Source organism: Streptomyces sp. NBC_00090, assembly GCF_045160815.1.
Classification (GTDB): Bacteria; Actinomycetota; Actinomycetes; order Streptomycetales; family Streptomycetaceae; genus Streptomyces.
In genome coordinates this window covers 1,059,532-1,082,170 of record NZ_CP108224.1, presented here as the reverse complement: position 1 = coordinate 1,082,170, position 22,639 = coordinate 1,059,532, and the positions used below count along the sequence as shown (strand labels likewise).

Annotated in this window: 2 protein-coding genes; both read right to left on the bottom strand. The window is 71.8% G+C overall.

Annotation, left to right across the window (positions count from 1 at the left end; all coding sequences use genetic code 11):
- Positions 1-58 precede the first annotated feature (58 nt).
- Positions 59-10,915: an SDR family NAD(P)-dependent oxidoreductase gene (locus tag OG361_RS04760; protein ID WP_405852001.1), complete on the bottom strand. Its 10,857-nt coding sequence runs from the start codon at positions 10,913-10,915 to the stop codon at positions 59-61.
- Entirely contained in the window at positions 10,912-22,482 is an 11,571-nt protein-coding gene (locus OG361_RS04755) for an SDR family NAD(P)-dependent oxidoreductase (protein WP_405852000.1), read from the bottom strand. Before OG361_RS04755 ends, OG361_RS04760 begins: the two co-directional genes overlap by 4 nt.
- Between the last annotated feature and the right edge of the window lie 157 nt (positions 22,483-22,639).

Genomic DNA, 22,639 nt, shown 5'->3' with positions numbered 1-22,639 from the left:
ACATCTGGGTGTCACGCGTCGCGTTGTCATTCCGCGCGTCAGATCCCGGTGTCACGCGTCACACCTCGCCGAATTCGGCGTCGAGGAGCTGGAACATCTCGTCCGCGGTGGTGGCCGCCCCGATCAGCTCGCTCATGTCCTGCTTGCTTTCCGTGAGGGTGGCGAGCAGGCCGCGCAGCCGGTCCGCGACGCGCTGCCGGTCCCCGGCGGCGAGGTCGGCGACCATGCCCTCGAGCTTCTCGAGCTCCCGGTCGACGGCAGGTTCCTCGGCGGCCCCGCCGACGGCCTCGGCGAGCAGGTACTTCGCCACGGCACCCGGCGACGGGTGGTCGAAGACCAGCGTCGAAGGCAGCCGCACACCACTGGCCCGGCTGAGCCGGTTGCGGAGCTCGACGGCGCCCAGCGAGTCGAAGCCCAGCTCCTTGAAGGCGCGTTCGGGTTCGACCGCCTCGGCGGAGGCGTGGCCGAGAACGGCCGCCACCTGCGCCTGCACCAGCCGCAGTACCACCCGCTCCCGCTCGGCCCCGCCGACCGCGGCCAGCTGTTCGGCCAGAGTGCCACCGGCCGCCGTGTCGGCAGGCCGTACGGGCATCCGTACCAGTCCGTGGAACAGCGTCGGCAGCGTGCCCGCGCCGGCCTGGGCGCGCAGCCCGGGCTGGTCGAGCCGGACGGGCACGAGGAGAGCCGTGTCCTGCGTCAGCGCGTGATCGAACAGCTCCAGGCCGGTCGCGGCCGGGAGGGCCCCGATGCCCATACGGGCGAGACGGGCCAGCTCGGCCTCGTCGAGGCCGCTCCCCATACCGGCCGCATCACCGGGCGTGCCCGCGGCGTCCGCCGAACCCTGGGACCCCGCCGTGCCCGCGAGCCCGGCGTGGCCGGTCTCGCCCCACAGACCCCACGCGAGGGAGGTGGCGGGCAGGCCGAGGGCGCGGCGGTGGGCGGCGAGGGCGTCGAGGGTGGCGTTGGCGGCGGCGTAGTTGCCCTGGCCGGGACTGCCGATGAGGGCGGCCACCGAGGAGAACAGGACGAAGGAGGAGAGTTCCAGACCGGCCGTCAGCTCGTGCAGGTGCAGGGCCGCGTCCACCTTGGGCCGCAGCACCCGCTGGAGGCGTTCCGGCGTCAGCGATTCTACGGTGCCGTCGTCGAGGACTCCGGCAGAGTGCACGACGGCGGTCAACGGGTGCTCCAGCGCGCCCAGCAGCGCGGCGAGTTCACCGCGGTCGGTGACATCACAGGCCACCGCCCTGGCCTCGGCGCCGAGCCCGGCCAGGTCCGCGACCAGCTCGTCCACCCCCGGCGCGGCCGGACCGCGCCGGCTGACCAGCAGCAGCCGCTTCGCCCCGTGGGTACCGGCCAGGTGCCGGGCGAACAGGGCGCCGAGGCCGCCGGTGCCGCCGGTGATCAGGACCGTGCCCTCCGGGTCCGGAGCGGACGGCCCGCTCGGCTCCGCGAGCTCGGCCCGGGCCAGGCGGGGTGCGAACACCCGCCCGCCGCGCACCGCGAGCTGGGGCTCGTCCAGACCCGCCAGCGCGGCCCAGTCGACGCCCGCGACCCCGGCGGTCGTGCCGGACTCCTCGGCGTCCACGAGCAGGAAGCGGTCGGGATGCTCCGACTGGGCGCTGTGGACCAGACCCCAGGCCGGGGCCTCGGAGGGCCGCACGTCCTCTCCCCGGACGGCCGCGACGGCCTGCCGGGTGACCACGAGCAGCCGGGTCTCCTCGCCCAGCCAGGCACTGGACAGCACCTGCTGTACGAGACCGAGCGCGTGCTCGGCGTTCTCGTGAACGGCGGCGACGGCGGTGCCGGTTGCCACGGCGGTGCCGGTTGCGACGGCGGCGGCCGGAGCGGCATGGGCGACCACGAGGTCCGGAGCACCCACACCTTCGGCGAGGGCCTGCTCGAGCGCGGCCAGGTCGGCGTACTTCTCCCCGAGGACCTCGACCCGCAGCGGGGCCGCGGTCCCGCGCAGAGCCACCGGCACCCAGTCCACCTGGTAGAGCGAACTGACGCCGGTCCGGCTCCGCGCCTCCAGCTGGGCCTGCTCCACGGCGCGCAGGGCGAGCCGTTCCACGGTCAGGACGTGCGCGCCGTGCTCGTCCGCGATGTCGATCCGCAGGTCCGAGTCGCCGGCGAGGCCGACGCGGACCCGGAGCCCAGAGGCACCGGTGCGTCCGATCCGTACACCCGACCAGGAGAAGGGCAGACGGGTGGCGGAGTCTTCGCCCTCCCGCTTCAGCAGGTCGAACCCGCCGTGCAGGGCGGCATCGAGCAGCGCCGGATGCAGACCGAATCCCTCGGCGCCGTCCGCGTGCTCCTCCGGCAGGGCGACCTCGGCATAGAGGACCCCATCGGTACGCCACACGTTCCGCACGCCCTGGAAGGCCGGACCGTAGTCGTACCCGGCCTCGGCGAGGCGCGCGTACAGCGCACCGGCCGGTGCCTGCTCGGCCCCCGCCGGGGGCCAGGCCGACGGCAGGGACGAGACCTCCGGCAGCCCCGTGGCCGGAGCCAGGGTGCCCCGGGCGTGGCAGACGGCCTCACGGCCGGCGTCCTCGTCCGGGTCGCCGTCGCCCGCGCCCGCGGTGTCGGCCTCGGGACGGGAGTAGACGGCCACCTCGCGGACACCGTCCTCGTCGGGGTTCCCCACCGTCACCTGGAGCTGCGCGGCCGCCGTGCCGTGCAGCACGAACGGCGCCTCGAGGACCAGTTCGTCGAGTACGGGCGTCCCGGCCCGGCGTCCCGCGGCGAGCGCCAGCTCGACGAGGGCCGCACCCGGCAGCAGGACGGTGCCGAACACCCCGTGGTCCAGGACCCAGGGCTGGCTGCCGGCCGAGATGCGGCCGGTGAACAGCCACTCGTCGCGGTCGCCGACCTTGACGGCGGCGGCGAGCAGCGGGTGCCCGAGCCGGTCGAGCCCGGCCCCGGCGGCGTCGCCGGTGACGGGAGCGGGGCTGAGCCAGTAGTGCTCGTGCTGGAAGGCGTAGGTGGGGAGGCTGATGTGGCGGGCGCCGGTGTTGGCGTAGTAGGTGTTCCAGTTGATGGGGATGCCGGCGGTGTGGGCGTGTCCGAGGAAGGTGGCGAAGGTGTCGGTCTCGGGCTGGCGGGCGCGCAGGGCCGGGGTGAGGACGAGGTTGCTTTCGTCTTCGTCTTCGAGGATGTGGCGGGTGAGTGCGGTGAGGATGGCGTCCGGGCCGAGTTCGAGGTAGCGGGTGACGCCTTGGTGGTGGAGGGTGCGGATGCCGTCGTGGAAGCGGACTGCGTTGCGGACGTGCTGGACCCAGTACCCGGGGTCGGTCAGCTCGTCGGTGACGAGGTCGCCGGTGACGTTGGAGACGACGGCGGTGCGCGGCGGGTGGAAGGTCAGGCCTTCGGCAATCTTCTGGAACTCGGCGAGCATGGGTTCCATACGCGGGGAATGGAAGGCATGACTGACCCGCAGGCGGGTCGTTTTGCGGCCGAGCTTGTCCCAGTGGGGGAGCCAGGTGTCGAGGGCGTCGAGGTCGCCGGAGACGACGATGGAGCGTGGTCCGTTGACGGCTGCGATCTCCAGGCGGCCCTCGTATCCGGCCAGTGCTTCGGTGACTTCGGATTCGTCGGCCTGGATGGCGGCCATGCCGCCGCCGTCGGGCAGGTTGCCCATGAGGCGGCCGCGGGCGGTGACGAGGGTGCAGGCGTGGTTGAGGGAGAGGACTCCTGCGACGTGTGCGGCGGCGATCTCGCCGACGGAGTGGCCGATGAGGTAGTCGGCACGGATGCCGAGGGATTCGACCAGCCGGAAGAGGGCGACCTCGATGGCGAAGAGGGAGGTCTGGGTGTACTCGGTGGCGTTCAGGGTCGTGTCTGGGGCGGCGAGGAGTTCACGCAGCGGACGATCCAGGAGCGGATCGAGCTCCGCGCACACCTCGTCCAGCGCGGCAGCGAACACCGGGTAGGCAGCGGCCAGTTCCAGACCCATACCCGCGCGCTGGGCACCCTGTCCGGTGAACAGGAACGCGGTCTTGCCACCCACCGGACGGCCCTGGGACACCCCCGGGCCGGGCTCACCGGCGGCCAGACCGGCGAGCCCGGCAAGCAGCTGCTCCCGGTCACCCGCCACGACGACACCACGGTGCTCCAGCTGGGCGCGAGTCGCTACCGACGACAGCGCCACATCCCGCAGATCGAGCTCCGGGTCTGCCAGTACATGCGCACCCAGGCGCCCGGCCTGCTCACGCAGAGCCCGCTCGCTCTTCGCCGACACGACCACCGGGAACACACCCGGGCCCCGCACCGCGACAGCGGTACCGCCCGTCGCGCCCGGCGCTTCCTCCAGGATCACGTGGGCGTTCGTCCCGCTGATCCCGAAGGAGGAGATGCCTGCGCGGCGGGGGTGGTCTTCGGTGGCGGGCCAGGGTTCGGCCTGGGTGAGGAGTCGTACGTCGCCGGCGGTCCAGTCGATGTGCGGGGAGGGTGCGTCGACGTGGAGGGTGGCGGGGAGCGTTTCGTGCTCCATGGCCTTGACCATTTTGATGATGCCGGCGACGCCCGCCGCGGCCTGGGTGTGGCCGATGTTGGACTTGATGGAGCCCAGGCGGAGCGGTCCGTTCTCGCGCTCCTGGCCGTAGGTCGCGAGCAGTGCCTGCGCCTCGATCGGGTCCCCGAGCGGGGTACCCGTGCCGTGACCCTCGACGACATCGACCTCGGCGGCCGTCACACGCGCATTGGCGAGGGCCTGGCGGATGACGCGTTCCTGCGAAGGGCCGTTGGGCGCGGTGAGCCCGTTGGAGGCGCCGTCCTGGTTGACCGCGCTGCCGCGGATGACGCCGAGGACCCGGTGGCCGTTGCGCTGAGCGTCGGACAGGCGTTCCAGGACGAGCAGTCCGGCGCCCTCGGCCCAGCCGACGCCGTCGGCTCCGGCCGCGTAGGCCTTGCACAGTCCGTCCGGGGACAGCCCGCGCTGGCGGCTGAACTCGACGAACACGTTCGGCCTGGCCAGGACGGTGACACCGCCGACCAGTGCGAGTGAACACTCCTTGGCCCGCAGGGACTTGATGGCCATGTCCACGGCGACGAGCGACGAGGAGCAAGCCGTGTCGACGGTGACCGCCGGGCCTTCGAAGCCGAAGGTGTAGCTGAGCCGTCCGGAGGCGACGCTGCCCGCGGAGGCGATGGTCATGTACCCCTCGATCTCCGCGCGCCGGTCGCTCTGCTGGGCGACGAAGCCGTAGTCCTGGTACATCACCCCACAGAAGACGCCGGTGTCACTGCCGCGCAGCCCCGTGATGTCGATGCCGGCATCCTCGAAGGCCTCCCAGGCCGTCTCGAGGAGGAGACGCTGCTGCGGGTCGATGGCGATGGCCTCGCGGGGCCCGATGCCGAAGAACCCGGCGTCGAACTCACCGGCGCTGTGCACGAATCCGCCTTCGCGGGTGTACGAGGTGCCGGCGTGGTCGGGGTCCTCGTGGAAGAGACCGTCGAGGTTCCAGCCGCGGTCCTGCGGGAACTCGGAGATCCCGACCCGCCCCTCGGACACGAACTTCCACAGCTCTTCGGGCGAGGTGACCCCGCCCGGGTAGCGGCAGCCCATGCCGACGATGGCGTACGGCTCTTCGTCCTCGGCCCCGGTCTGCGCCGCCTGCACGACGGGCTTGCGGGCCGACTCCGTTCCTGCGACCTGCGTGAGCAGGAGCAGGGCCACGGCGGCCGGGGTGGGGTGGTCGAAGATGAGGGTGGAGGGCAGGCGTACACCGCTGGCCTGGGTGAGGCGGTTGCGCAGCTCGACGGCACCGAGTGAATCGAACCCGAGCTCCCTGAAGGCCCGTTCCGGATCGATGCCCTGCGGCGAGGCGTGGCCGAGTACGGCCGCGACCTGCGCCTGCACGAGATCCAGGACGATCTGCGGGCGGTCGGCCTCGGAGGCCGCCTCCACACGCTGGGCGAGGGAGCCGCCGGCGGGCTGGGTGCGGCGTGCGGGTATGCGTACGAGTCCGCGCAGGAGCGCGGGGAGCAGGCCGGAGCGGGCCTGGGCGCGCAGCGCCGACTGGTCGAACAGTACGGGTGCCAGCAGGGCGGCACCCGTCTGCTGCGCCTGGTCGAAGAGGCGGAGCCCGAGCTCGGCGGGCAGGGCGCTGATGCCCATGCGGGCGAGGAGGGCGAGCTCTGCCTCACCGAGGGTTCCGCCCATGCCGCCGGCTTCGGCCCAGAGACCCCAGGCGAGGGAGGTGGCGGGGAGTCCGGCTGCCCGGCGCCGGGCGGCGAGGGCGTCGAGGGTGGCGTTGGCGGCGGCGTAGTTGCCCTGGCCGGGGGTGCCGATGAGGGCGGCTACGGAGGAGAAGAGGACGAAGGAGGACAGGTCGAGGTCGGCGGTGAGTTCGGCGAGGTGCAGGGCGGCGTCGACCTTGGGTGCGAGGACTCGTTCGATGTGGGCGGGGGTGAGGGTTTCGATGGTGGCGTCGTCGAGGATTCCGGCGGCGTGGACGACGGCGGTGAGTGGACGCTCCAGGGAGCCGATGATCCGTGCCAGTGCGTCCCGGTCGGTGACGTCGCAGGCGGCGACGTCGACGTGTGCGCCGAGCTCGGTCAGTTCCGTGACGAGTTCGGTGACGCCTTCGGCGGTGGTGCCGCGGCGGCTGAGGAGCAGGAGGTGCTTGGCTCCGTAGGCCTGTATGTAGTGCTTGGCGAACAGTGCGCCCAGACCACCCGTACCACCGGTGATGAGCACGGTCCCGTTCACGTCGAGCGCACGCGGTTCGGTCGCCACCGTGGTCTCGGCCGCGGCGACGCGGGGGGCGAGGGTGTGGCCGCCGCGCAGGGCGAGTTGGGGTTCGTCGAGGCCGGCGAGTGCGGCCCAGTCGGGGGTGGTGGTGTCGGTGTCGTGTTCGAGGTCGATGAGGAGGATGCGGTCGGGGTGTTCGGACTGGGCGCTGCGGACGAGTCCCCAGATGGGGGCCTGTGTGAGTTCGGGGGCTTCGCCCTCGGCTGTGGCGATGCCGTTGCGGGTGGTGATGATCAGGCGGGCATCCGCGAAGGCGTCGGTCGCCAGCCACTCCTGGAGCAGGGCGAGGGCCCACAGGGTCGTCTCACGGACCGAGGACGTGGCCTCGGCCGGGACGACGACCGCCTCGGGTACCTCGGCACCGGCGGCGACGGCCGCGACCAGCTCGGCCAGGTCCGCGTACTCCTCGCCCAGAACCACCGTGCGCAGCGGTCCAGCGGCATCGGCGGCCGGAGCCGGAACCCAGTTCACCTGGTAGAGGGGCTCGGAAGCGGCCGGGCCGGACTGCTCCAGCCGCGCCGCGTCGACGGCGCGGAAGGTGAGGGTGTCCACGCTTGCCACGGGTGCGCCGTCGGCGTCGGCGAGGTCGATCCGCAGGGCGTTCTCGCCCACGGGGGCGATCCGCACCCGGATCCGGGTCCCCGCAGTCCCCGTCAGGCTGACACCCGACCAGGCGAAGGGCAGGGCGGTTGTGGTGTTGCCCGAACCGCCGTCAAGCCATTCGAGGCCGCCGTGCAGGGCGGCGTCCAGCAGTGCCGGGTGGATGGCGAAGCCGTCGACAGGGGTTCCCTCGGGGAGGGCGATCTCTGCGTGGACGGCGTCGTCGGTGCGCCAGGCGGTCTGTACGCCTTGGAAGAGGGGGCCGTATTCGTATCCGGCGTCGGCGAGTTCCGTGTAGAGGGTGTCCACGGAGATCGGGGTCGCTCCGGTGGGCGGCCAGGCGGTGGGTAGTCCCTGTACGGGTGTGGTGGTTTCGGGGGCGAGTCGGCCGCGTGCGTGGCATACGGCTTCGGTGCCGGAGCGGGAGTAGAGGTCGACCTGGCGGTGTCCGTCGTCCTCTGGTTCTCCGACAGTGACCTGGAGTTGGCGGGTGGAGTCGGTGTCCAGGACGAGGGGGGCTTCGAGTACGAGTTCTTCGAGGACGGGTGTGCCGGTGTGGCGGCCGGCGGAGAGTGCGAGTTCCACGAGGGCGGCGCCGGGGACGATCAGTGTGCCGAGGACGACGTGGTCTTCGATCCAGGGCTGGGTCTCGCGGGAGATGCGCCCGGAGAACAGCCAGCTGTCCGCGGTACCCACCTGCACGGCAGCAGCCAGCACCGGGTGCCCGAACCGGCCGAGACCAGCGGCACTCAGATCACCGGAACCGCCACCGGAGGCCACCCAGTACCGGTCGCGCTGGAAGGCATAGGTGGGGAGAGTGATGCGTGTGGCGCCGGTGTTGGCGTAGTAGGTGTTCCAGTTGATGGGGATGCCGGCGGTGTGGGCGTGTCCGAGGAAGGCGGCGAAGGTGTCGGTCTCGGGCTGGCGGGAACGCAGGGCCGGGCTGAGGACGAGGTTGTCTTCGTCTTCGAGGATGTGGCGGGTGAGTGCGGTGAGGATGGCGTCGGGGCCGAGTTCGAGGTAGCGGGTGACGCCTTGGTGGTGGAGGGTGCGGATGCCGTCGTGGAATCGGACGGCACTGCGGACGTGCTGGACCCAGTACCCGGGGTCGGTCAGTTCGTCGGTGACGAGGTCGCCGGTGACGTTGGAGACGACGGCGGTGCGCGGCGGGTGGAACGTGAGGCTTTCGGCAATCTTCTGGAACTCGGCGAGCATGGGTTCCATGCGCGGGGAGTGGAAGGCGTGACTGACCCGCAGGCGGGTGGTTTTGCGGCCGAGCTTGTCCCAGTGGGGGAGCCAGGTGTCGAGGGCGTCGAGGTCGCCGGAGACGACGATGGAGCGCGGTCCGTTGACGGCTGCGATCTCCAGGCGGCCTTCGTATCCGGCCAGTGCTTCGGTGACCTCGGATTCGGTGGCCTGGATGGCGGCCATGCCGCCGCCGTCGGGCAGGTTGCCCATGAGGCGGCCGCGGGCGGCGACGAGGGTGCAGGCGTGGTTGAGGGAGAGGACTCCTGCGACGTGTGCGGCGGCGATCTCGCCGACGGAGTGGCCGATGAGGTAGTCGGCGCGGATGCCGAGGGATTCGACCAGCCGGAAGAGGGCGACCTCGATGGCGAAGAGGGAGGTCTGGGTGTACTCGGTGGCGTTCAGGGTCGTGTCTGGGGCGGCGAGGAGTTCACGCAGCGGACGATCCAGCAGCGGATCAAGCTCCGCGCACACCTCGTCGAGCGCGGCAGCGAACACCGGGTAGGCAGCGGCCAGTTCCAGGCCCATGCCCGCGCGCTGGGCACCCTGTCCGGTGAACAGGAACGCGGTCTTGCCACCCACCGGACGGCCCTGGAACACCCCCGGTCCCGGCTCACCGGCGGCCAGAGCCGCAAGCCCGGCAAGCAACTGCTCCCGGTCACCCGCCACGACGACACCACGGTGCTCCAGCTGCGCGCGGGTGGTGGCCGCGGAGTATCCGACATCCAGCAGCCCGGCTTCCAACTGCTCCGCCACGTGGGCGGCCAGGCGCTCGGCCTGGGCGCGGAGGGCCTGTACGGACTTGGCCGACACCACCACGGGAACGGCGGGCAGGGTCCGTACAGGAGCTCCCGGCCCGTCTGCCGCCTCCGTCTCCGTCTCCGGCTCCGTGGCCGCGGTCGCGGTCGGGGGCTCCTCGATGATCAGGTGGGCGTTGGTGCCACTGATGCCGAAGGAGGAGACGGCCGCGCGGCGCGGGCGGCCATCGGCGGCGGGCCACGGCTCGGCCTCGGCCAGCAGGCGCACGTCACCCGCGGTCCAGTCGATGTGCGGGGAGGGCTCGTCCAGGTGCAGGGAGGCGGGCAGGGTCTCGTACTGCATGGCCTTGAGCATCTTGATGATGCCCGCGACGCCCGCGGCGGCGGAGGTGTGGCCGATGTTGGACTTGATGGAGCCCAGGCGGAGCGGTCCGTTCTCGCGCTCCTGGCCGTAGGTCGCGAGCAGTGCCTGCGCCTCGATCGGGTCGCCCAGGCGGGTGCCCGTGCCGTGACCCTCCACCGCGTCGACGTCGCTGGGGGTGAGTCCGGCGTTGGCGAGGGCCTGGCGGATGACGCGTTCCTGGGCGGGGCCGTTGGGCGCGGTGAGTCCGTTGGAGGCGCCGTCCTGGTTGATGGCGCTGCCGCGGATGACGCCGAGGATGCGACGGCCGTTGCGCTGGGCGTCGGACAGGCGCTCCAGGACGAGCAGGCCGAGGCCGTCGGAGAAGCCCGTACCGTCCGCGCCCTCCGCGTACGACTTGCAGCGTCCGTCGGCGGCGAGTCCGCGCTGGCGGCTGAACTCGGTGAGCAGGAAGGGTCCCGCCATGATCGTGACGCCGCCGGCGAGGGCCAGGGAGCATTCGCCGGAGCGCAGCGCCTGGGAGGCGATGTGCAGGGCGACGAGCGAGGAGGAGCAGGCGGTGTCGATGGACACGGCCGGGCCCTCCAGGCCCAGGGTGTAGGCGACGCGGCCCGACAGCACGCTGGTGGTGGTGCCCGTCAGGCGGAAGCCCTCCAGCTCGGGCGGCATCTGGCCGCCGTAGTCGGAGGCCAGGGCGCCGCAGAAGACACCGGTGTTCGAACCGCGCAGGGAGGTGGGGTCGATCCCCGCGTCCTCCAGGGCCTCCCATGCGGCCTCGAGGGTGAGGCGCTGCTGCGGGTCGATGGCGAGGGCCTCGCGCGGGCTGATCCCGAAGAAGCCCGCGTCGAAGTCGCCCGCCGAGGCGACGAACCCGCCGCCGCTCGCGGAGATCTTGCCGATCCGCTCGGGGTCGGGGTCGTAGATGCCCTGCTCCCAGCCGCGGTCTCCGGGCAGCGCCGAGACCGCGTCGCGGCCCTCGGCGACGAGCTGCCACAGCTCCTCGGGCGAGGTGACCCCGCCCGGGTAGCGGCAGCTCATGCCCACGATGGCCAGCGGCTCGATGTCGCGCTGCTCCAGCTCGCGGACGCGGCGGTTGGCGGTGCGCAGCTCTCCGGTGACCTTCTTGAGGTACATGCGGAGCTTCTGCTCGTCGCTCATCGAGCGGCTGCTCTGCTGGTCAGCCGTACCCTGGGTCACGTTCCGAGCTCCTTGTCGATCAAGTCGAACATTTCTTCGTCGGACACGTCGTCGAGGTCGTCGACGAGGTCCTGCTCCGCTTCGTCGCGGTGGCTTGCGGATCCGCCGAGGACGGACCACAGCCGGTTGTTGAAGGCGCGGAGCCGTGGCTCCAGTTCGGCCAGTTGCGCGCTGTCTCCGGCCAGTTGGTTGAGCAGGGCCTCGACCTTCTGCAGCTCCTCCTCGAACGGGGAGAGGCTCCGCTGCGCCGCGGGTTCTCCGAGGCCGGTGAGGATGTATGCCGCCACGGCCCCGGAGGTCGGGTGGTCGAACACCAGGGTCGAGGGGAGCCGTACGCCGCCGGCCTGGGTGAGGCGGTTGCGCAGTTCGACACCGGCGAGGGAGTCGAACCCGAGTTCCTTGAAGGCCCGTTCCGGGTCGACCGCCTGCGGTGAGGAGTGTCCGAGCACGGCCGCGACCTGTGCCTGCACCAGCTCCAGGACGATCCCCGGCCGGTCCGCCTCGGGCGCCGCCGCCACCCGCTGGGCGAGGGTGCCGCCGCCCGTTGTCTGCTCGCGGCGGGCGGGGGCCCGTACGAGGCCCCGCATCAAGGCCGGCAGCAGGCCGGCCCGGGACTGGGCGCGCAACGCGGCCTGGTCGAGGAGTACGGGTACCGCCAGGGCGCCGTCCACCTGCCCGGCGCGGTCGAAGAGTTCCAGGCCGAGGTCGTTGGGGATGGCCCCGACGCCCATGCGTGCCCAGCGTGCCACGCTGCTCTCGTCCAGCAGCCTGGCCATGCTGCGCTCCTCGGCCCAGAGGCCCCAGGCGAGGGAGGTGGCGGGGAGTCCGGCTGCCCGGCGCCGGGCGGCGAGGGCGTCGAGGGTGGCGTTGGCGGCGGCGTAGTTGCCCTGGCCGGGGCTGCCGATGAGGGCGGCCACGGAGGAGAACAGCAGGAACGAGGAGAGTTCGCTGTCCGCCGTCAGCTCGTCCAGATACAGGGCCGCGTCCAGCTTCGGGCGCATGACGCGCTCGATCTGATCCGGGGTCAGGGCCTCGATGGTGCTGTCGGACACGATGCCAGCGGCGTGGATCACGGCGGTCAGGGGGTGTTCGAGTGCGCCGATGAGGTGGGCGAGTTCCTCGCGGTTGGTGACGTCGCAGGCGGCGATGTCGACGTGTGCGCCGAGCTCGGTCAGTTCTGCGGCGAGTTCGGGTGCGCCTTGGGCGGCGGTGCCGCGGCGGCTGAGGAGCAGGAGGTGCTTGGCTCCGTAGGTCTGTGCGTAGTGCTTGGCGAACAGTGCGCCCAGACCACCCGTGCCGCCGGTGATGAGGACGGTGCCGTCGGGGTTGAAGGGGGTGGGGACGGTGAGGACGATTTTGCCGGTGTTGCGGCCTTCGCGGAGGTGGCGGAAGGCTTCTTGTCCGCGTCGGACGTCCCAGGTGCGCAGGGGTGCGTGGGTGAGGGTGCCTTGTTCGAAGAGGGTGACGATCTCTTGGAGCATTTCCTGGATGCGGTCGGGGCCTGCTTCGAAGAGGTCGTAGGAGCGGTAGTGGACTCCGGGCCATTGTTTGGCGATGACTTCGGGGTCGCGGATGTCGGCTTTGCCCATTTCGATGAAGCGGCCGCCGTGGGGGAGGAGGTCGAGGGTCGCGTCGACGAATTCGCCTGCGAGTGCGTCGAGTACGACGTCGACTCCGTTGCCGTTGGTGGTGTTGAGGATGTGTTCGCGGAAGGTGAGGTCGCGGGAGTTGGCGATGTGGTCGTCGGTGATGCCGAGGGCGCGGACGGCGTCCCATTTGGGGGTGGAGGCGGTGGCGAAGACTTCGGCGCCGAAGTGGTGGGCGAGTTGTACGGCGGCCATGCCGACGCCGCCCGCGGCCGCGTGGACCAGGAGGCGTTCGCCGGCGCGCAGGCCGGCGAGGTCGACCAGACCGTAGTACGCGGTCAGGTACACGAGGGGCACCGCGGCCGCCTGGGCGAAGGTGAACCCTGCGGGGATCGGCGCCACCAGACGCCGGTCGGCGATGGCCATCGGTCCGAAGGAGTCCAGGATCAGGCCCATCACGCGGTCGCCCGGTGCCAGGTCCGTGACTCCGGAGCCGACCTCGAGGATCACGCCGGCGGCCTCGCTGCCGAGCGGGGCCTCACCGGGGTACATGCCCAGCGCGATCAGTACGTCGCGGAAGTTCAGGCCCGCGGCCCGCACTCCGACCCGCACCTCGTGGGCGTCCAGCGGCCGGTCTGCCCCCGAAGGCACGAGGGCCAGCCCCTCGAGCGAGCCCTTCTCCGCCACCCCGAGGCGCCAGGCCGCGTCCGCCGGAGTCCCGGCGAGGGCCGCCCGGCTCAGGCGAGGAGCCAGAATTCCTCCGGCTCGCAGGGCGAGTTGGGGTTCGTCGAGGCCGGCGAGTGCGGCCCAGTCGGGGGTGGTGGTGTCGGTGTCGTGTTCGAGGTCGATGAGGAGGATGCGGTCGGGGTGTTCGGACTGGGCGCTGCGGACGAGTCCCCAGATGGGGGCCTGTGTGAGTTCGGGGGCTTCGCCTTCGGCTGTGGCGATGCCGTTGCGGGTGGCGATGATCAGGCGGGCGTTGGTGAAGACGTCGGCCGCCAGCCACTCCTGGAGCAGAGCGAGCGCATGCTCGGTGGTCTCCTGAGCCGAAGCGGAGCGTACGCCTTCGGCGACGACGAGCTCCGGCACCGGAACCCCGTGCGCCACCGCATCGGCGAGTGCCGCGAGATCCGCGTACGCGTCCCCACCGATCCGCTCGACCCGCAACGGCGCTCCCGCCTCTGGCAGGACCACGGGGACCCACTCCACCTGGAACAGCGACTCGTGCCCGGCGTCACGACCGGCCGCCGCACCGAGTTGGGCGCGTGCCACGGGCCGGAAGGTGAGGGTGTCGACGGTTGCCACGGGCGTGCCGTCGGTGTCGGCGAGGTCGATGCGCAGGGCGTCGTCGCCTGCGCGGGTGATCCGCACCCGGATCCGGGTCCCCGCTGTCCGGGGCAGGTTGACGCCTGTCCAGGCGAAGGGCAGGGCGGTTGTGGTGTTGCCGGGCCCGCTGTTCAGCCATTCGAGGCCGCCGTGCAGGGCGGCGTCCAGCAGTGCCGGGTGGATGGCGAAGCCGTCGACAGGGGTTCCCTCGGGGAGGGCGATCTCTGCGTGGACGGCGTCGTCGGTGCGCCAGGCGGTCTGTACGCCTTGGAAGAGGGGGCCGTATTCGTATCCGGCGTCGGCGAGTTCCGTGTACAGGGTGTCCACGGAGATCGGGGTCGCTCCGGTGGGCGGCCAGGCGGTGGGTAGTCCCTGTACGGGTGTGGTGGTTTCGGGGGCGAGTCGGCCGCGTGCGTGGCACACGGCCTCGGTGCCGGAGCGGGAGTAGAGGTCGACCTGGCGGTGTCCGTCTTCCTCTGGTTCTCCGACAGTGACCTGGAGTTGGCGGGTGGAGTCGGTGTCCAGGACGAGGGGGGCTTCGAGTACGAGTTCTTCGAGGACGGGTGTGCCGGTGTGGCGGCCGGCGGAGAGTGCGAGTTCCACGAGGGCGGCGCCGGGGACGATCAGTGTGCCGAGGACGACGTGGTCTTCGACCCAGGGCTGGGTCTCGCGGGAGATGCGCCCGGAGAACAGCCAGCTGTCCGCGGTACCCACTTGTACGGCGGCAGCCAGTACCGGGTGCCCGAACGAGTCGAGTCCCGCTGAGGTGACGTCGCCCGTTTCACTGCCGGAGCCGAGCCAGTAGTGCTCGTGCTGGAAGGCGTAGGTGGGGAGGTCGATGCGTGTGGCGCCGGTGTTGGCGTAGTAGGTGTTCCAGTTGATGGGGATGCCGGCGGTGTGGGCGTGGCCGAGGAAGGCGGCGAAGGCGCCGGCCTCGGACTGGCGGGCACGGAGAGCGGGGGTGAGGACGATCCCGTCTTCGTCTTCGAGGATGTGGCGGGTGAGTGCGGTGAGGATGGCGTCGGGGCCGAGTTCGAGGTAGCGGGTGACGCCTTGGTGGTGGAGGGTGCGGATGCCGTCGTGGAATCGGACGGCACTGCGGACGTGCTGGACCCAGTAGCCGGGGTCGGTCAGTTCGTCGGTGACGAGGTCGCCGGTGACGTTGGAGACGACGGCGGTGCGCGGCGGGTGGAAGGTGAGGCTTTCGGCAATCTTCCGGAACTCGGCGAGCATGGGTTCCATGCGGGGGGAGTGGAAGGCGTGGCTGACCCGCAGGCGGGTGGTTTTGCGGCCGAGCTTGTCCCAGTGGGGGAGCCAGGTGTCGAGGGCGTCGAGGTCGCCGGAGACGACGATGGAGCGCGGTCCGTTGACGGCTGCGATCTCCAGGCGGCCTTCGTACCCGGCCAGTGCTTCGGTGACTTCGGATTCCTCGGCCTGGATGGCGGCCATGCCGCCGCCGTCGGGCAGGTTGCCCATGAGGCGGCCGCGGGCGGCGACGAGGGTGCAGGCGTCGGGGAGGGAGAGGACTCCTGCGACGTGTGCGGCGGCGATCTCTCCGACGGAGTGGCCGATGAGGTAGTCGGCGCGGATGCCGAGGGATTCGACCAGCCGGTACAGGGCGACCTCGATGGCGAAGAGCGAGGTCTGGGTGTACTCGGTGGCGTTCAGGGTCGCGTCTGGGGCGGCGAGGAGTTCACGCAGGGAACGGCCGAGCAGCGGATCGAGCTCCGCGCACACCTCATCGAGCGCGGCAGCGAACACGGGGTAGGCGGCGGCCAGTTCCAGACCCATACCCGCACGCTGGGCACCCTGCCCGGTGAACAGGAACGCGGTCTTGCCACCCACCGGACGGCCCTGAGAGACCCCCGGACCGGGCTCACCGGCGGCCAGAGCCGCGAGCCCGGCGAGCAGCTCCTCGCGGTCGCCGGCGACGACGACACCGCGGTGTTCAAGTTGGGCGCGGGTGGTGGCCGCGGAGTACGCGGTGTCCAGCAGCCCGGACTCAGGCCGGGTGCTCAGGTGCGCCCGCAGCCGCTCCGCCTGCGCACGCAGCGCGGGTACGGACTTCGCCGACACCACCACCGGAACAGCGGGGAGTTCCTCACCGGTGGGTTCCGTGGTCTTCGCGAGGACGGCCGGGGCCTCCTCGATGATCACGTGTGCGTTCGTTCCACTGATGCCGAAGGAGGAAACGCCCGCGCGGCGCGGACGGCCCTCGGCCGCAGGCCACGGCTCGGCCTCGGCCAGCAGACGTACCTCGCCCGTCGACCAATCCACGTGCGGAGAGGGAGCGTCGAGGTGCAGGGTGCCCGGCAGCGTGGCGTACTGCATCGCCTTGAGCATCTTGATGACGCCCGCCACGCCTGCGGCCGCGGCCGTGTGGCCGATGTTGGACTTGATGGAGCCCAGGCGGAGCGGTCCGTTCTCGCGCTCCTGGCCGTACGTGGCCAGCAGTGCCTGCGCCTCGATCGGGTCGCCGAGCCGCGTGCCCGTACCGTGACCCTCCACCGCGTCCACATCGCCCGCGGCGAGCCGGGCGTTGGCGAGGGCCTGGCGGATGACCCGCTCTTGCGAAGGGCCGTTGGGGGCGGTCAGTCCGTTGGAGGCGCCGTCCTGGTTGACGGCGCTGCCGCGCAGGACACCGAGGACGCGGTGGCCGTTGCGGCGGGCGTCCGAGAGGCGTTCCAGAACCAGCAGGCCCAGGCCGTCCGAGAAGGAGGTGCCGTCGGCGGCTGCGGAGTACGGCTTGCAGCGCCCGTCCTCTGCCAGACCCTGCTGGCGGCTGAACTCGGTGAGCAGGAACGGGCCGGACATGATCGTGACACCGCCGGCCAGGGCGAGGGAGCATTCGCCCGAGCGCAGGGATTGCGCCGCCAGGTGCAGGGCGACGAGCGAGGAGGAGCAGGCGGTGTCGATGGACACGGCCGGACCCTCCAGGCCCAAGGCGTACGACACCCGGCCCGACAGCACGCTCGTGGTGCTGCCCGCGAGGCGGAAGCCCTCCACCTCGGGCTGCGAGGCTCCGGCACCGCCGCCGTAGTCGCCCATGGCCATCACGCCGCAGAACACGCCGGTCTCGCTGCCGCGCAGGCTGACCGGGTCGATGCCCGAGGCCTCGAAGGCCTCCCAGGCGGCTTCCAGCATCAGCCGTTGCTGCGGGTCCATCGCCAGGGCCTCGCGGGGGCTGATGCCGAAGAACCCGGCATCGAACTCGCCCACGCCGTCGAGGAATCCGCCGCCCCGGGTGTAGATCCTTCCGGCCTTCTCGGGGTCTGCGTCGTACAGACCCTCGCCCCAGCCGCGGTCGTCCGGGAGCGGGGTGATGGCGTCGCGGCCTTCGGCGAGGAGTTGCCACAGTTCCTCGGGCGAGGTGACCCCGCCCGGGTAGCGGCAGCTCATGCCGACGATGGCGAGCGGCTCGTCGTCGACGGGCTTGCGGGCGGCACGGGCCGCCGGACGGGTTCTGCCCGGGTCCGCTCCGCCGGCCTCGGCGAGCAGGAACTCGGCCACCGCCTGGGGGGTCGGGTGGTCGAAGACGAGGGTGGAGGGCAGACGTACGCCGCTGGCCTGGGTGAGGCGGTTACGGAGCTCCACGGCGCCGAGCGAGTCGAGGCCCAGGTCCTTGAAGGCCCGGCCGGGATCGACCGTGTCCGCTGAGGCGTGGCCGAGTGCGGCGGCGGCCTGGGCCCGTACAAGCTCCAGGACCAGACGCGGACGGTCGGCCTCTGCCGTCTCGGCGAGGCGCTGGGCGAGGGAGCCGCCGGCGGGCTGGGTGCGGCGTGCGGGTGTGCGGACGAGTCCGCGCAGGAGTGCGGGGAGCAGGCCGGAGCGGGCCTGGTCGCGCAGGGCCGGCTGTTCGAGGCGTACGGGTACCAGGAGTGCGGAGTCGTGACGGAGTGCGGCGTCGTAGAGCTCGAGGCCTTGTTCGGCGGAGAGGCCGCTCATACCGGCGCGTTCGAGTCGGGCCAGTTCTGTCTCGTCGAGGGTTCCGCCCATGCCGCCGGCTTCGGCCCACAGGCCCCAGGCGAGGGAGGTGGCGGGGAGTCCGGTTGCCCGGCGCCGGGCGGCGAGGGCGTCGAGGGTGGCGTTGGCGGCGGCGTAGTTGCCCTGGCCGGGGCTGCCGATGAGGGCGGCCACAGAGGAGAACAGGATGAAGGAGGAGAGTTCCAGACCGGCCGTCAGCTCGTGCAGGTGCAGGGCGGCGTCGATCTTGGGTGCGAGGACTCGTTCGATGTGGGCGGGGGTGAGGGTTTCGATGGTGGCGTCGTCGAGGATTCCGGCGGCGTGGACGACGGCGGTGAGCGGACGCTCCAGGGAGCCGATGATCCGTGCCAGTGCGTCCCGGTCGCTGACGTCGCAGGCGGCGACGTCGACCTTGGCGCCCAGCTCGGTCAGTTCCGTGACGAGTTCGGTGACGCCTTCGGCGGTGGTGCCGCGGCGGCTCACCAGCAGGAGGTGTCGGGCTCCGTACGCCTCCACGTAGTGCTTGGCGAACAGTGCGCCCAGACCACCCGTACCACCGGTGATCAGGACCGTGCCCTCCGGGTCCAGGGACCGGGTCACCGCACCGGTGGCCGGGGCTTGCGCCCGGCCGAGACGCGGTACGCGGACCTCCTCGCCACGGACGGCGAGCTGAGGCTCGTCCAGGCCGGCGAGTGCGGCCCAGTCGGGGGTGGTGGTGTCGGTGTTGTCTTCGAGGTCTATGAGGAGGATGCGGTCGGGGTGTTCGGACTGGGCGCTGCGGACGAGTCCCCAGATGGGGGCCTGTGCGAGTTCGGGGGCTTCGCCCTCGGATGTGGCGATGCCGTTGCGGGTGGCGATGATCAGGCGGGCGTCGGCGAAGGCGTCGGTCGCCAGCCACTCCTGGAGCAGGGCGAGGGCCCACAGGGTCGTCTCGTGGGGAGTGCACTGCGGCACCACCTCGGCCACGACCAACTCGGGCAGATCGAGGCCGGAGGTCACCGCCGTGGCCAGGGCGGCCAGGTCCGCGTAGGTGTGGCCGAGGAGTTCGACCCGAACCGGGGCCGCGGCAACGGGTGTTGTGGCGGCGGGAACCCACTCCACCCGGTACAGGGCATCCGTCGCCGGTCGGCGCGGGGCAGCCTTGAGTACCACGCTGTGTGCGGTGGCGCACGCGTGCCCGTTCGTGTCCGCGAGGTCGATCCGCAGGATGGACTCGGCCTGTGCCTCGATCCGGACCCGGGCGGGTGCCGCGGAACCGGCTCGGACGGTGAATCCGCACCAGGTGGAGGGAATTTCGGGCGCAGCGATGCCGGAACGATGCTTGGCGGGCCGGCCGTGGAGGGCCGCGTCGAGGAGAGCCGGGTGCATCACGAAGCGCGTGTCCGCCGCGTCCTCGGGGAGCGCGATCTCGGTGTAGACGTACCGCTCGTCACGCCAAGCGGCGCGTACTCCCTGGAAGACCGGACCGTACTCGTATCCGGCGTCACCGAGGCTCTCGTACAGATCCGTGACCGTGATCGGCTCGGTGCCCGCGGGGGGCCACTCGACCGCGTCCCAGTCCTGGCCCGACACCGCCGGGACGGCGAGGACTCCCCGGGCGTGGCACACGGTCTCTGACCGGGAACCGCTGTAGACGGCGGCCTCGCGCCGCCCGTCCTCGTCGGGAGCGCCGAGCGTGACCTGCACCTGGGTGCCCGACGCGTCGGCGGGCAGCGTCAGCGGGGCCTGGAGCACCAGCTCCTCAACGGTGGGGGAGCCTGCCTCGCGGCCCGCAGCGAGGACCAGTTCCAGGAGCGCGGCACCCGGAACGAGCGACTCGCCGACGATCACGTGATCCGCCAGCCAGGGCAACGTTTCTCCGGAGATGCGGCCGGTGAACAGCCACTCGTCACGGTCGCCGACCTGAGTGCAGGCGGCGAGCACCGGGTGGTCCACCTGCCCGAGCCCGGCGGCCGTCAGGTCGCCGGCACCGGAGGTGCGCGCGAGGCGGAACCGGTCGCGCTGGAAGGCGTAGGTGGGGAGGTCGATGGGGTGGGCGCCGGTGTTGGCGTAGTAGGTGTGCCAGTTGATGGGGATGCCGGCGGTGTGGGCGTGGCCGAGGAAGGCGGCGAAGGTACCGGCCTCGGACTGGCGGGCACGGAGAGCGGGGCTGAGGACGAGGTTGTCTTCGTCTTCGAGGATGTGGCGGGTGAGTGCGGTGAGGATGGCGTCCGGGCCGAGTTCGAGGTAGCGGGTGACGCCTTGGTGGTGGAGGGTGCGGATGCCGTCGTGGAAGCGGACTGCGTTGCGGACGTGCTGGACCCAGTACCCGGGGTCGGTCAGCTCGTCGGTGACGAGGTCGCCGGTGACGTTGGAGACGACGGCGGTGCGCGGCGGGTGGAAGGTCAGGCCTTCGGCGACCTTCTGGAACTCGGCGAGCATGGGTTCCATACGCGGGGAATGGAAGGCATGACTGACCCGCAGGCGGGTCGTTTTGCGGCCGAGCTTGTCCCAGTGGGGGAGCCAGGTGTCGAGGGCGTCGAGGTCGCCGGAGACGACGATGGAGCGTGGTCCGTTGACGGCTGCGATCTCCAGGCGGCCCTCGTATCCGGCCAGTGCTTCGGTGACTTCGGATTCGTCGGCCTGGATGGCGGCCATGCCGCCGCCGTCGGGCAGGTTGCCCATGAGGCGGCCGCGGGCGGCGACGAGGGTGCAGGCGTCGGTGAGGGAGAGGACTCCTGCGACGTGTGCGGCGGCGATCTCGCCGACGGAGTGGCCGATCAAGTAGTCGGCGCGGATGCCGAGGGATTCGACCAGCCGGTACAGGGCGACCTCGATGGCGAAGAGGGAGGTCTGGGTGTACTCGGTGGCGTTCAGGGTCGTGTCTGGGGCGGCGAGGAGTTCACGCAGGGGACGATCCAGGAGCGGATCGAGCTCCGCGCACACCTCATCCAGGGCAGTGGCGAACACGGGGTAGGCGGCGGCCAGTTCCAGACCCATACCCGCGCGCTGCGCACCCTGCCCGGTGAACAGGAAGGCAGTCTTGCCACCCACCGGACGGCCCTGGGACACCCCCGGGCCGGGCTCCCCGGCGGCCAGAGCCGCAAGCCCGGCAAGCAGCTGCTCCCGGTCACCCGCCACGACGACACCGCGGTGTTCCAGCTGGGCGCGGGTGGTGGCCGCGGAGTACGCGGTGTCCAGCAGCCCGGACTCAGCTCGGGTGCTCAGGTGCGCCCGCAGCCGCTCCGCCTGCGCACGCAGCGCGGGTACGGACTTCGCCGACACCACCACCGGAACAGCCGGAACCACCGCCGGAACCGCCGGAACCGCCGGAACACCCGGAACCGCCGGGAGTTCCCCGCGGTGGCGTTCCGTACCCCCGACATCATCGGGGACACCGGTCAGGACCACGTGGCAGCAGGTGCCGCCGATGCCCAGCGAGGTGACGCCCGCGGCGATCTGCGGGGTTTTGGTGGCGGGCCAGGGCTCGGTGGCCGTGGCGACCCGGAGCCCCAGGTCGTCCAGGGGGATGTCGGGGTTGGGACGGACGTGGTTCAGGCTCGGGACCAGGGTCCGGTGGTGCACGCACAGCGCGGTCTTGATCAGTCCGGCGATGCCCGCCGCGCCTTCCAGGTGGCCGATGTTGGTCTTCACGGAGCCGACCACCAGCGGGGCCGTACGCTCTGCGGCCTGCGCGTAGGCCTCGCCCAGGGCCGCCGCCTCGATCGGGTCGCCGACGCGGGTGCCGGTGCCGTGCAGTTCGACGTACTGGACCTGGGTCGCGTCCAGACCCGCGCGGGCCAGGGCCTCGCCGGCCGTACGGGCCTGGGCGGCGGCGCTGGGGACGGTGAGGCCGCCCTCGCCGGTGCCGGTGCCCAGGGCGCTGCCCTCGATGACCGCGTACACGCGGTCGCCGTCGGCGACCGCCCGGTCGTACGGCTTGAGGACGACCAGGCCGCCGCCTTCACCGCGTACGTAACCGTTGGCGCGCTCGTCGAAGACGTAGCTGGTGGCGTCGGGCGAGAGGGCGCCGGCCGCCTCGACCACCGCGGTGCTGAGCGGGCTGACGATCAGGTGGACGCCACCCGCGAGAGCGGTGTCCGCCTCGCCGCGACGGAGGCTCTCGCACGCCAGGTGGACGGCGACGAGCGAGGAGGACTGGCCGGTGTCCACGGTCATGCTGGGTCCGTGCAGGCCCAGCGTGTGCGAGATCCGGTTGGCGATCATGGCGCGGCCGGTGCCCGTGAGGGTGTGGCGGCTGATGTCGCGACTGTCGCCCCGGGCCACGAGGTCCGCGTAGTCGGCGGCCATGACGCCGAGGAAGACGCCGATCCGTCCGGCCCGGTGCTCGGCTTCCTCTCGGGTCTTGGCTTCCTCCCGGGTCTCGAGGTCCTCCCGGCCCGCGGTCTCGGACGGACCGGGGACGATTCGCGCGTCCTCCAGCCCCTGCCATGCGAGTTCGAGGGCGAGACGCTGCTGCGGATCGGTCTCCGCGGCTTCCTTGGGGGACATGCGGAAGAACTCGGCGTCGAACTCCTCGACGCCGTCGACGAATCCTCCCCGGGCGGGGCCGAAGGGGCGCTCGGGAGCGCGGTCGCGGATGGCGTCGCGGCCTTCGGCCAGCAGGCGCCAGAACTCCTCTGGTCCCGATGCGTTGGGCAGCCGGGAGGCGATCCCCACGATCGCTATCCGGTGCCGATCTGCGCCCGTCATATGCACTTCCCCCGTTGTTGCTCAGCTTTCGCCGGTCGTCGTGGGGGGAGGCTAGGCGGGGGCGGAAGGCAACCGGCGAGTAGCGGCGGAAAGCTGCCAAGTTCCGTGACCGGAACGGGCCGTAGTATCGCCACGTAGGCCTCAAGACCTGGTGGCC

Coding starts and splice junctions, on each gene's coding strand:
- OG361_RS04755 (WP_405852000.1), bottom strand. CDS start 22,482: ATGACGGGCGCAGATCGGCACCGGATAGCGATCGTGGGGATCGCCTCC.